10 protein-coding genes are annotated in these 12,543 nt (G+C 70.5%); 5 read left to right on the forward strand and 5 right to left on the reverse strand.

Annotated features, from left to right (window positions below):
* Positions 1 to 18 precede the first annotated feature (18 nt).
* Positions 19 to 1,476 (reverse strand): aldehyde dehydrogenase, encoded by a 1,458-nt coding sequence (locus OG928_RS10010; RefSeq protein ID WP_406281868.1) that lies wholly within the window; start codon positions 1,474 to 1,476, stop codon positions 19 to 21.
* A 312-nt stretch (positions 1,477 to 1,788) separates the two neighbouring features.
* Between OG928_RS10010 and OG928_RS10015 the strand changes: the two genes are divergently transcribed.
* Positions 1,789 to 2,829, forward strand: coding sequence for an MBL fold metallo-hydrolase (locus tag OG928_RS10015; protein ID WP_406281870.1), 1,041 nt, complete (start codon positions 1,789 to 1,791; stop codon positions 2,827 to 2,829).
* A gap of 97 nt (positions 2,830 to 2,926) precedes the next feature.
* The gene (locus tag OG928_RS10020) at positions 2,927 to 4,222 is read left to right on the forward strand and encodes a prenyltransferase/squalene oxidase repeat-containing protein (RefSeq protein ID WP_406281873.1); all 1,296 of its coding nucleotides are present in this window, start codon (positions 2,927 to 2,929) and stop codon (positions 4,220 to 4,222) included.
* A gap of 525 nt (positions 4,223 to 4,747) precedes the next feature.
* Here OG928_RS10020 and OG928_RS10025 read toward each other — a convergent pair.
* The 3 genes from OG928_RS10025 to adh form a co-directional block, all read right to left on the reverse strand.
* Complete coding sequence (locus OG928_RS10025) at positions 4,748 to 5,893, reverse strand: steroid 3-ketoacyl-CoA thiolase (RefSeq protein WP_406281875.1); 1,146 nt, start codon at positions 5,891 to 5,893, stop codon at positions 4,748 to 4,750.
* Positions 5,894 to 6,301: 408 nt separating this feature from the next.
* Positions 6,302 to 6,697, reverse strand: coding sequence for a DUF779 domain-containing protein (locus OG928_RS10030; RefSeq protein ID WP_406281878.1), 396 nt, complete (start codon positions 6,695 to 6,697; stop codon positions 6,302 to 6,304).
* On the reverse strand, positions 6,697 to 8,214 hold the full coding sequence (gene adh, locus OG928_RS10035) for an aldehyde dehydrogenase (RefSeq protein ID WP_406281881.1): 1,518 nt from the start codon (positions 8,212 to 8,214) through the stop codon (positions 6,697 to 6,699). The genes OG928_RS10030 and adh overlap by 1 nt, the downstream gene beginning before the upstream one ends.
* Before the next feature lie 406 nt (positions 8,215 to 8,620).
* Between adh and OG928_RS10040 the strand changes: the two genes are divergently transcribed.
* The 3 genes from OG928_RS10040 to OG928_RS10050 all read left to right on the forward strand — a co-directional run bounded on the left by OG928_RS10040 (position 8,621) and on the right by OG928_RS10050 (position 11,572).
* Entirely contained in the window at positions 8,621 to 10,909 is a 2,289-nt protein-coding gene (locus OG928_RS10040) for a collagenase (protein WP_406281884.1), read from the forward strand.
* A 95-nt stretch (positions 10,910 to 11,004) separates the two neighbouring features.
* The gene (locus tag OG928_RS10045; protein WP_406281886.1) at positions 11,005 to 11,331 is read left to right on the forward strand and encodes an antibiotic biosynthesis monooxygenase family protein; all 327 of its coding nucleotides are present in this window, start codon (positions 11,005 to 11,007) and stop codon (positions 11,329 to 11,331) included.
* Positions 11,332 to 11,356: 25 nt separating this feature from the next.
* Positions 11,357 to 11,572 (forward strand): zinc ribbon domain-containing protein, encoded by a 216-nt coding sequence (locus OG928_RS10050; protein ID WP_406281889.1) that lies wholly within the window; start codon positions 11,357 to 11,359, stop codon positions 11,570 to 11,572.
* 204 nt (positions 11,573 to 11,776) lie between these two features.
* Here OG928_RS10050 and OG928_RS10055 read toward each other — a convergent pair whose 3' ends face one another.
* Entirely contained in the window at positions 11,777 to 12,415 is a 639-nt protein-coding gene (locus OG928_RS10055; protein ID WP_406281892.1) for a restriction endonuclease, read from the reverse strand.
* Between the last annotated feature and the right edge of the window lie 128 nt (positions 12,416 to 12,543).

Below are 12,543 nucleotides of genomic sequence, written 5' to 3' on the forward strand. Positions count from 1 at the left end.
CTACGTGCGGAGCCGGGATCAGGCCTCGTAGCCCGCGGGCAGCGCGATCGTCTTGGCCTCGGTGTACGCGCCGAGCCCCTCGATGCCGAACTCGCGGCCGATGCCGGAGTTCTTGAAGCCACCGAACGGGCCGAAGAAGTCCAGGCCGAAGGTGTTCACGGAGTAGGTGCCGGTGCGGATCTTGCGAGCCACCCCGATGCCCCGCTCGATGTCGGTCGTCCACACGCTGCCGGACAGGCCGAACTCCGAGTCGTTGGCGAGCCGGATCGCCTGGTCCTCGTCGTCGTAGGGGATCAGCGCGACGACCGGGCCGAAGATCTCCTCCTGCGCGATGCGCATCGAGTTCTCCACGTCACCGAACAGCGTGGGCTCGACGTACCAGCCCTTCTCCTGCGACTCGGGGCGACCGCCGCCGGCGAGCAGCTTGGCGCCCTCCTCCTGGCCGATCTTGATGTAGTCGAACGAGCGCTGCTGCTGCCGCTTGGCCACCAGCGGGCCGACCTGGGTCTCGGCCGCCATCGGGTCGCCGACCACGAGGTTCTCGACCCACGCGGTGAAGCGCTCGGCGATCTCGTCGTAGCGGCTGCGCGGGGCCAGGATCCGGGTCTGCGCGACGCACGCCTGGCCGTTGTTCATGTACGAGTTGGGCAGCAGCGTGTTGGCGGTGTGCTCCAGGTCGGCGTCGGGCAGGATGATCGCCGCCGACTTGCCGCCCAGCTCCAGCGTGACGCGGGTGAGGTTGCGCGCGGCGACCTCCATGATCCGCTTGCCGGCGCCGACCGAACCGGTGAACGCGATCTTGTCGATGCCCGGGTGCGCGACCAGGTACTCGCTGACCTCGCGGTCGGCGGCGACGATGCTCAGCACGCCGTCGGGCAGGCCGGCCTCGCGGCAGATCTCGGCGAGGATGTACGCGTCGAGCGGGGTCTCCGGGGACGGCTTGAGCACGATCGTGCAGCCGGCCGCGATCGCCGGGGCGAGCTTGGCCGCGGCCACGAACTGCGGGACGTTCCACGGCACGACGGCGGCGACGACGCCGACCGGCTCGCGGCGCACGAGCAGCGGGTTCAGCAGGCCGGCGCGCTTTTCCTCCCACTGGTAGTCGCGGGCGATCTTGGCGACCGTGTCGTAGATCATCCCCGCGCCGATGGCCTGCGCGAACAGGCCCCAGGTGACCGGGGATCCGTTCTGCTTCGCGACGACCTCGGCGATCTCCTGCGACCGGGTCATGAACCCGTCGCGGATCTTCTCCAGGATCACGATCCGCTCGTCGAGCGACATCCGCGGCCACGGACCCTCTTCGAACGCCTTGCGCGCGGCGGCCACGGCCGCGTCCACGTCCGCCGTCGAGGCGTGCGGAACCCGCGCGATGACCTCTTCGGTGTGGGGCGAGACGACCTCGATCGTGTCCTTGCCAATCGGGTCCACCAGCTGTCCGCCGATGACCAGTTGGCTGTGCTCCACGATATCCGTCATCACGGTCCTCCTCGGTGCGGGCGTGCACGCACGCTGCGCGGTACAGGGGCTTCAGGGGCTATGAGCAGAACTCTGACTAGAACAGATATCAGTTTGCCGATGAGGGAACAACGCTTTCCCCGCTCCAATGAGACTGGAGTCTCATCGACTGACAGGTAAGGATCGTACGTGTCGGATCTCGATCTGACGACCCCTCAAGTCAGCGACGCGGTGGTGTATGAGAGAACGTGTTCTATGGTGATCATCGAAGCCGTGCCGGCACACGGCGTTCGGATGGCGCCACTTCGAGAAGCTTCGAGAAGGAGGCCGCCCATGAGCACCGCACCCGCACGACCCACCCCGCCCGCGCCCCGCGTCGCGGATCTCGGCAACGGCGTGTGGACCGTCCCCGTGCCGATCCCGAACAATCCGCTCGGCTGCACGCTGGTCTACGTGCTGGCCACCGACGCCGGTCCGGTCCTGGTCGACACGGGCTGGGACGACCCGGTCTCCTACCGGGCCCTGGTCGAGGGACTGATCGAGGTCGGCACCTCGATCGAGGACGTACACGGGGTCCTGGTCACCCACGCGCACCCGGACCACCACGGACTGTCCGAGAAGGTGCGCGAGGCCTCCGGCGCGTGGATCGCGCTGCACGCGGCGGACGCCCAGCAGGTCGAGCTGATCAACAACGCGCCCCGCGCGGCCTGGCTGCGGCACCACCTGGAGGTGCTCACCCTCGCGGGCGCGCCGCAGGACGCGCTGGACGCGCTCACCAAGCACCGGGACGTGAACGCGGGCAGCCGCCCGCGCCTGCACTACGCGGTCCCCGACCGCGAACTGGTGCACGGCGAGCTCGCGCCGGCCCCCGGCCGCGCGGTACGCACCGTGTGGACGCCCGGGCACACGCCGGGCCACGTCTGCCTGCACCTGGAGGACGGCGACGGCCGGCTGCTCTCCGGCGACCACCTGCTGCCGTCGATCACACCGCACATCGGGCTGTACGACGAGGCCGAGGAGGCCGACCCGCTCGGCGACTTCCTGGCCTCGCTGACACGTGTCGCCCGGATGCCGATCACCGGCGTACTGCCCGCCCACGAGCACGTCTTCGACGACGCGGCGGGGCGTGCGGCCGAGGTCGCCCGTTTGCACGAGGACCGACTGACCGCGCTGCACGCCCGGCTGTGCGAGCGTTCGCTGACGCTGTGGCAGATCGCCGAGGGGATGGACTGGAACCGGCCGTGGGCGCGGCTGGGCGCGCAGAACCGGCAGTTGGCCCTCAGCGAGGCCGCCGCGCACCTGCGACACCTGGTCAAGCGCGGGCGCGCGGGCGCCGAGTCGAACGGGGAGCCGACGCGCTATACGGCCCTGTGACCCCGGGGGCGGAGGGGGCGCACGGGTAGGGTGGCCGGGACTCTCGACGGGTCTGTTCCGCGGTCCGATCCGCTCAGCGTTCAGCGAAAGGCAATGCATGCCCTCCCCCCGACGCCGCGGGCGCGCCGCGGCGGCCTCCGTGCTCACCACGGCGCTGTTGTGCTCGGTCTGGACGGGGGGCGCGGCCGGGGCCGCGACGCCGCCTCCGGGCGGTGCGCTCGGGACGGCCGCGGACGGTCCGGCTCCGCGCGCGGCGAAGATCTCGCTGGTCCCCGGCGCGAAGGCCGCGCCGAACGCGGTGCCGCCGACGCTGTACGGGAGGACCGATCCCACCTCGGACGGCGTCTACCGGCAGTCGCTCGCGCTCCTGGCGCTGGCCTCGGGCGACGTCAAGCCCGCGCCGACGGCGATCGAGTGGCTGCTCGGGCAGCAGTGCGCGGACGGCGGCTTCACCGCGTACCGGGCCGACCCGGGCGTGCCGTGCGACCCCGCGCGGGAGGACACCGTCGCGACCGCGACGGCGGTCGAGGCCCTGCACGCGCTGCGGACGTACGACACACGGGTCGCGCGCGGCGTCGACTGGCTCAAGACCAAGCAACTCGCGGACGGATCGTACGCGGCCGTGCCGGGCCCGAACGCGACCGGCGACCCGACCGCGACCGCGGCCGCGATCAGCGCGCTCGTCACGGCCGGCACGTCGCCCGAGTTGCTCAAGTCGCCGCAGGGGCCCACCCCGGCGGACGCGCTCAAGGCGACCCAGCTCGGCTGCGCGGCGCTCGCGCCCGATCGCGGCGCGTTCGCCGCCGGGCCCGGCGGGCCCGCCGATCCGCTGCTGACCGGGCGCGCGGTGCTCGCACTGGCATACGGCACCCGGCCGGCCGGGCCGGCGCCGTCGATCGCCCTGACGCCGCTCATGTGCCCGGCGCCGACGCCGAACCGGCAGACGGCCGCGCAGGGCGGCGCGTCGTGGCTGGTGGCCAAGCTCAAGGCGGGCGGCAACCACATCGGCGGGCCGACCGACTTCGACGCGACGGTGGCCGCCGTCGAGGCGCTGTCCGCGACCGGCCATCCGGCCGAGGCGGGCGCGGCGGCCGACTGGCTCGCGGCCGGCGCCAAGACCATGGCCGGCAACGACCCGATCCGACTCGCGTCCCTGATCCTCGCGGCCGAGGCAACCAACCGCACCCTCACCACCTTCGGCGGCCTCGACCTCCTGAACCTCCTCCAGTCCACCGGCCCGCCCGCCACACCAACCCCCGACATGGCCAACCAGAGCAACACGACGAACGGCCCGGAGGACCACACCCTCCGCGACACCCTCTCCGCGGTAATCGCCGTCCTACTGGCCGCAACCCTGATCCTGGGCATGCGCCACAGCCGCCGCGAGGACTGACCTCCCGAACCGGCCTGCGGCCCACTGTCCTCAAACGCCGGACGGGCTGTGAATAGGCTTGAGGCCATTCAGCCCGGCCGGCGCTTGAGGCCGATTCAGCCCGGCCGGCGCTTGAGGCCGATTCAGCCCGGCCGGCGCTTGAGGCCGATTCAGCCCGGCCGGCGCTTGAGGCCATTCAGCCCGGCCGGCGCTTGAGGCCGATTCAGCCCGGCCGGCGCTTGAGGCCGATTCAGCCCGGCCGGCGCTTGAGGCCGATTCAGCCCGGCCGGCGCTTGAGGCCGATTCAGCCCGGCCGGCGCTTGAGGCCGATTCAGCCCGGCCGGCGCTTGAGGCCGATTCAGCCCGGCCGGCGCTTGAGGCCGATTCAGCCCGGCCGGCGCTTGAGGCCGATTCAGCCCGGCCGGCGCTTGAGGCCGATTCAGCCCGGCCGGCGCTTGAGGCCGATTCAGCCCGGCCGGCGCTTGAGGCCGATTCAGCCCGGCCGGCGCTTGAGGCCACGTTCGCAAAGCCCGCCAACGGCCGGCGTCAGAGCCGCTGCACGATCGTCCCCGTCGCCATCCCACCATCCGCACACATCACGATCAGCGCGAACTCACCACCACCACGCTCCAGTTCATGCACCGCCGAAGCAATCAACCGCCCCCCAGCCGCCCCGCCCGCGTGCCCAAGCGCGATCGCCCCGCCATTCACATTGACCTTCGTCATATCCGCGTCGAAGGTCCTGGCCCACGCCAGCACGACCGACGCGAACGCCTCGTTGACCTCGATCACGTCGATGTCGTCGAGCGACAACCCGGCGCGCCCAAGCACGGCCCGCGTCGCGGCGATCGGGCCGTCCAGGTGCAGCACCGGGTCGGAGCCGACCACGGCCTGGGCGACCATCCGAGCCCGCGGCGTCAGGCCGAGCGCGAGCGCGACGTCCTTCGCCGCCCACATGATCGCGGCGGCGCCGTCGGAGACCTGCGACGCGTTGCCCGCGGTGTGGATCCCGGCCGGCTGAACCGGTCGCAGCGCGGCGAGCGCCTCCATGGTGGTGTCCCGAACGCCCTCGTCGTGCTCGACCAGTCCCCAGTCGCCGTCCGTGCCGATGGGCACCTTGACGCCGAACGTCTCGCGCTTGAAGCGGTGGTTGCCCCACGCCTGCCGGGCCCGCTCCTGCGACAGCAGCCCCAGGCCGTCGGCGGCCTCGCGGGAGATCCCGTACCTGCGGGCGATCCGCTCGGCGGCCTCCCACGGGGTGGGCACGTCGATGTCCCACGACGGCGGGTACGGCGAGCCCGCGCCCGCGGTCGCGGAGCCCGGTGGGACCCGGCTCGTCGACTCGACGCCGCAGGCGATCCCGACGTCGATCACACCGCCCGCGATCAGGCCCGCGACCAGGTGGTTCGCCTGCTGCGAGGATCCGCACGCAGAGTCGACGGTGGTGGCCGCGACGTCGTAGGGCAGGCCGGCCGCGAGCCACGCGGTCCGGGTGATGTTCGCGCTCTGTTCGCCGCGCTGGGTGACGCAGCCGCCGATCACCTGCTCGACGATGTCCGGCTTGACCCCGGCACGTTCGATCAGCTCGCGGTAGGTCAGGCCGAGGAGGTCGGCCGGGTGCAGCGTGGACAGCCCGCCCCCGCGCTTGCCGACCGGTGTCCGCACGGCTTCGACGATCACTGGTTCCGCCATGGCGACGTTCCTTTCCTCGTGGACGGATCCCATCGACGCTGGTGGGGTTCCGGCCCGTTGGAAGGGTTTCTAGTTCGCCTCGCTCGGCTGGACAAGAGATCAAGGTCTCAGCGACAACCCGTCCGCCCGGAGGGATAATCCGGGCGTCTCGGACACTTCACGCCCGCCGATTACTCATATGACGATTAGTCATAAACCTTTCGAACAACGGGATCCCGCCCCCGGATCGACGACCCGGGACGAAGGCGTCGCAAGCCGCGACCGAGGCCGGGCGCGCGGGCCGCTGTGACGGTCCTCACAGCGACCCGCGCACCACCGACGCACGCGAAGTCGGAATCGGCGCGTGGGTCGGCGTCCGGATCGGCGTCCGGCCCGGCGTCCGGATCGAGGTCCGGTCGACACGCCCGCTCAGTGCCGCCGGCCCGTGGGCACGACCTCCTCCGCGAGCGAGTCCGCCTCCAGGTCGGTGAACACCCGGGACCGGATCAGGAACCGCTTGCCGGTCGGCGCCTCGACCGAGAAACCCCCGCCGCGACCGGGCACCACGTCCACGGTCAGGTGCGTGTGCCGCCAGTACTCGTACTGCGCCGCCGACATGTAGAACGGCTGGCCCGCCACCCACCCGAGCAGCACGTCGGCGTCGCCGACCAGGAACTCCGCTCTCGGGTAACACATCGGTGACGATCCGTCACAACACCCGCCCGACTGGTGGAACAACAGCGGGCCGTGCGCGGCCGCGAGTTCGGCCACCAGCGCCGCGGCGGCGTCCGTGATCGCGACCTTCTCGATCGGCGCGCTCGGCATCAGAAGAACCCGAGCTTCTTGGCCGAGTAGCTGACCAGCATGTTCTTCGTGTTCTGGTAGTGGCCGAGCATCATCCTGTGGTTCTCCCGACCCATGCCGGACGCCTTGTACCCGCCGAAGGCCGCGTGCGCGGGATAGGCGTGGTAGCAGTTCGTCCAGACCCGGCCGGCCTTGATCTCGCGCCCGAACCGGTACGCCCGCGTCGCGTCCCGCGTCCACACACCCGCGCCCAGCCCGTACAGCGTGTCGTTGGCGATCCGCAGCGCCTCCGCGTCGTCGCGGAAGGTGGTGACCGACACGACCGGACCGAAGATCTCCTCCTGGAAGATCCGCATGTCGTTGGTGCCCTTGAAGATCGTCGGCTCGACGTAGTAGCCGTCCTCGAAGCCCTCGACGATCTTGCGCGCGCCGCCCATCAGGACCTCGGCGCCCTCCTGCCGACCGATGTCGAGGTAGGAGAGAATCTTCTCCAACTGGTCGTTGGAGGCCTGCGCGCCGACCATCGTCGCGGGATCGAGCGGGTTGCCCTGCACGATCGCGCGAGTGCGCGCCAACGCGCGCTCCATGAAGCGGTCGTAGATCGACTCGTGGATCAGCGCCCGGGACGGACACGTACAGACCTCGCCCTGGTTGAGCGCGAACATCACGAACCCCTCGACGGCCTTGTCGAAGAAGTCGTCGTCCTCGTCGGCCACGTCGGCGAAGAAGATGTTCGGGCTCTTGCCACCGAGTTCGACCGTCACCGGGATGATGTTCTGCGAGGCGTACTGCAGGATCAGCCGACCCGTGGTGGTCTCCCCCGTGAACGCGACCTTGGCGACCCGGCTGCTGCTCGCGAGCGGCTTGCCGGCCTCGAAGCCGAAGCCGTTCACGACGTTGACCACGCCGGGCGGGAGCAGGTCGGCGATCAGCTCGATCAGCACCAGGATGCTCACCGGCGTCTGCTCGGCGGGCTTGAGCACGACGCAGTTGCCGGCCGCGAGCGCGGGCGCGAGCTTCCAAGTCGCCATCAGGAGCGGGAAGTTCCAGGGGATGATCTGCGCGACCACGCCGAGCGGCTCGTGGAAGTGGTACGCGACGGTGTCCTCGTCGAGCTGCGAGATCGACCCTTCCTGAGCCCGGATCACGCCCGCGAAATAGCGGAAGTGGTCGACCGCGAGCGGCAGGTCGGCGGCCAGGGACTCGCGGACCGGCTTGCCGTTCTCCCAGGTCTCGATGACCGCGAGGCGTTCGAGGTTCTGCTCGATCCGGTCGGCGATCCTCAACAGGATCAGCGACCGCTCGGTGACACTGGTGCGCCCCCACCCGTCGGCCGCGGCGTGCGCGGCGTCGAGCGCGAGTTCGACGTCCTCGGCGGTGGAGCGGGCCACCTCACAGAACGGCTGACCGGTCACGGGGGTGATGTCGTCGAAGTACCGGCCCTGCACCGGCGGTACCCACTTGCCCCCGATGTAGTTGTCGTACCGAGGTTCGAAATTGACGATGCTGTCCGGTTGGCCGGGCTGACTGTAGACCACGCGAGCCTCCGCTTCCCTTGCCGTGCAATGGGCATGACGGACCATCGGCGGCGCACGCCCGACAGGGGTCGGGGCGCCTGCGGCCGACGCTAGTCCCTCGCGCCCCGACGGTCACGGCTTCGCCGCCACAAAAGGCGGTTCGCGGCCCCGGGCAGGGCCTGGGGGCCCGTCGCACGCATCGGTCCGCGCCTCCCGTCGGGCCGGCGGCGCCAACCACCCTCCCCAGACCGGAAGTTGGGCTTCAATCCTTTTGAATTTCATCTGGATGTCACGTGTGACATGTGCAATTGTACTCGGCGTCGTGTTCTCGACGTGGGCTGCCGACCGTGGCCCACCCGTGCCCGAAGGGCCGTACATGAGTAGTCACGCGCGCCGTAAGAAGTGGTTTGCCACAAGCGTTCCCCTCTTGGCACTGGCCGTCGGTGTACTGCCGATCGCAACCACATCGGCGGCCTCGGCCGTGCCCCACCCGTCCTCGAACTCCCGGGTCGTGGAAGCGAACGCGCAGGCGGCGTCCGCTCCGGGCGACGAGGTCGAGCGGATCGGCGCGCCGGTCGCGCTCGGGCCCGACCGGGGTCCGGGCGCGGTCGACGGAGGCAACACGATCGTCGTCGGCCGGGGTCCGTCCCCGGCCGACCTCCCCTCGGAAACGCCCACGCGGGCCCGGACGGCCGCCGCGGTGCCCGGCTGCACCCTGGCCGAGTTCTCCGCGCTGTCCCCGCAGGCGCTGGCCGACTTCCTCACCCGCGCCGACATCGGCCCCGATTGCCTGCGCGGCTTCCTCTGGACCTACACCCCGGACCTGGGCCGGGTATTGACGCCGGCGCACGTGCAGGCGGTGCTCGACCGGATCACCGCGCTTGCCCCCGCCTACGACGGCACGAACGCGTCCCACCTGTACGAGCTCTGGTACTTCGCGCACGCCGCGATGTACCTCGACTGGGACAACGCCGCGATCAACCTGCGCATACCCTCCGTCGTCGCCGCGATCAACCGCGCCGCCGACGCCTTCCGCGCCGGTCCGCACGCGTTCGACATCACTCCCACCTCGGGCGCGCTGCTGCGCGAAGTGCTGATCACCGCCGACGTGGACGGTGTCCGCGAGCGGCAACTACCGTTGTTGACCCGGGTGTTCCGCGACATGGACGGCACCACCAACGCCTGGCAGAGCCCCAACCGGGCGAAGGCCGCGATCGACGCCCAAGTCATCGCCTATCACGGCATCTCCAACGGCGACGCCGGCTTCATCGCCGCGGTCCAGGCCGACCCGGCCTACCGCGCGGGCCTGAAGGCCTTCGTCGGCTACCGCCACCTGAACACGCCGACCACGTCCGGGCTGCTGCGCAACGCCGTGTACGAGTACGGCCGGCTCGGCCGGATACCGGCCCTGACCACCGAGACCGTGGCCGGGCTTGGCACCCTGCTCACCGACACCGAGGGCTGGTACGGCCGATTCTCCGTGCCGTGGAGCGAGGTCGCGCACTGGCTGGAGACGTACGGCCGCTGTCACGAGGTGGGGGTGTGTCGGGCCGACGTCGAGGCGACGGTGTTCCCGCAGACGTACAGCTTCGACCAGGGCGCCATCGAGGTCCACACCTCCCTCGACCGCGCCACCGTCGAGCAGCTCTACTACGCGTCCAAGCAGGTCAAGGAGCAGTTCTTCCGCACCCTCGGCACCGATCAGCCGCTCCCGGGCGACCCGAACGACAAGCTGACGATCCGGCTGTACGCGAGCATGGCCGACTACCACAAGTACCAGACCTTCCTGTACGGCTACGCGACCAACAACGGCGGCCTGTACATCGAGGAGGGCGCGACGTTCTACACCTACCAGCGCGTCGTGCCGCGCGACTCCCTGCTCCAGCTGGAGGAGCTGTTCCGGCACGAGTACACGCATTACCTCAACGGCCGCTACGCCGTGCCCGGTTCGTTCGGCCAGGGCCCCTGGTACGCGGAGAACCGGACCACCGCCTTCGACGAGGGCATGGCCGAGTACATGGCGGGGGCGACCCGCGATCAGGGCGTGAAGCTGCGCAAGTCGCTGGTGACCAAGGTGATCTCGGACGTGCAGAAGTACGGCAGCCGGCCCTCGGTCCGCGAGACCCTGCACTTCCGCTACGACGACGACGGCTACTTCTTCCGCTACTACGCGTACGCCGGCTCGTTCTTCTCGATGCTCGGCCGTGACCACCCGGACCTGCTCGCCGAGATGTACGACCACCTGCGGACCAACGACGTGGCGGGCTACGACGCGTTCCTCGACCGGGTGAGCGGTCCCACCTACCAGGCCGAGTTCGACACCTACCTCGACCGACAGATCGCCGACGTGAACAACCTGATCGTGCCGGTGGCGACGTACACGCCCACCGCGCAACTCTCGGCGACCGGAGCGGCCTACGTCCGCCAGGTCTTCACCCAGGCCACCGGAATCACCCCGACCTCCTGCACCGCGGCCTACGACGCGCACCCGCGCTTCACCTGCACGGGCCAAATCACCGCCAATATCGGCTCGACCGACCCGGGCCGCATGCACAAGGACATGGCGGCCACGGTCGACTACTTCATCCTCACCCGCGCCGGCGCGGCCATGAACAACCTCGCCGACATGAACTGCCACTTCGGCCGGCCGCAGCCGTGGAACACCGGGCTCGCCGCGACCTCGTCCTACTCCTGTGAGGGACCGCTGCGCCCGTAGCCGCCCCGAACACCCGAACGACGGCCCCCGCGCGCTGCCACGACGCCCGCGGGGGCCGTTTCGGTCGTGGCCCCGGGACGGGGCAGACTGGGCCCATGTCTGTTGTGAAGATCAACGCGCTGACCGTGCCCGCCGAGATGCGGGAGACCCTGGAGCAGCGGTTCGCCGCGCGGGCCGGGATGGTGGACTCGCAGGACGGCTTCGAGTGGTTCGAACTGCTCCGACCGGTCGAGGGGACCGACCAGTACCTGGTCTACACGCGCTGGCGCAGCGAGGAAGACTTCCAGGCGTGGATGGCCGGGAACATGAAGGCCGCGCACGCGCAGGGCGACGGCAAGGGCGGCGAGCGCCCGAAGCCGGCCGCGAGCGACTCGGCCCTGTGGTCCTTCGAGGTCGTACAGAGCAACGGGCCGAGGACCTGACCTCTCGCCCGCTAACCTGACCCGCATGCCGCGCTATGACTACCGCTGCCGCGCCTGCGGAATCACGTTCGAACTCAACCGCCCGATGTCCGCCGCCAACGACCCCGCCACCTGCCCCGCGGGCCACACCGACACCACAAAACTCCTGTCCACCATCGCAGTAACAGGCACAGCCACCGCCACCCCACCCGCCGGCACCAGCGGCGGAGGCAGCTGCTGCGGAGGCGGCTGCTGCAGCTGACGCCCCCGAGCCCGGCCGGCACTCGAGCCCACCTCTCCCAAAACCCGAGCCACTCCAGCCCGGCCGGCGCTTGAGCCAATCAGCCCGGCCGGCGTTTGAGGCCACCTCGGCCGAAGGCCGGGTCACTCCCAGCCCGGCCGGCATTTGAGGCATCCCAACCGAAGACCGAGCCACTCCAGCCCGGCCGGCATTTGAGGCCAACCGCTAAGCCGCCAAACTCGCCGGTGTCTCCTTGTCGCACTCCCAATGCGCAAGCGCTCCACGATCAAGCAAAACCACCCCGGCCGAAGCCGCAATCGCCGCCGCCTTAGCCGAAAAGCACCCCGCCGTGGTGGCCAAGAGCACCGGCCCCGCCCGATCCAGATCCGCGTCGAGCGCCGTCACGAAGTCCTCCACGACGCCGCCGGCCACCGGCCCCGGCCCCTCCGTGCTGCGACACCGCACGACCGCGAGGCTGCCGTCCCCGCGCTTGGCGTGGATGTCGACCGCGTAGGCGTCCTCGACCACGCGCACGGTCTCGACATCGGCCAAGCCGTCCCGCTCGCACAGGTCCGCGACGTGTTCGGCGAGCCGGGCCGGGTCCATCCGGTCCAGGCGGGCCTTCGCCTCGCGCAGCGCGGTGTCGTCGGCGGGCTCGACGAACTCGTCGTGCCGGGGCCGATATCCGCCGAGCCAGATGGCCGAGGCCAGCAAGGCCGCACCGGTGATGTACCCGACCATCATGGTGTCGCTCTGGTCGATTCGAGCACCTTCGAGGACGAACCAGACGCCGATGGCGAGGAGTTCGAGCCCGGCGACCAGGATGGCCAGATTGAAGTAGGCCCTCATCGTCGTACGTGCCATGTCCGTCGTCCCCCCGGTGACGCTTTGGCCTGTCGTACTCGTGTCGTTCACGCTGTCCCGATCCGATCGGCGCGACCGGTGTACCGGCTGCGCCATCGTTCCCCTATTGCTGTCCCGACGTACGGGGA

The sequence above is a fragment of the Embleya sp. NBC_00896 genome (assembly GCF_045207785.1).
Taxonomy (GTDB): domain Bacteria; phylum Actinomycetota; class Actinomycetes; order Streptomycetales; family Streptomycetaceae; genus Embleya.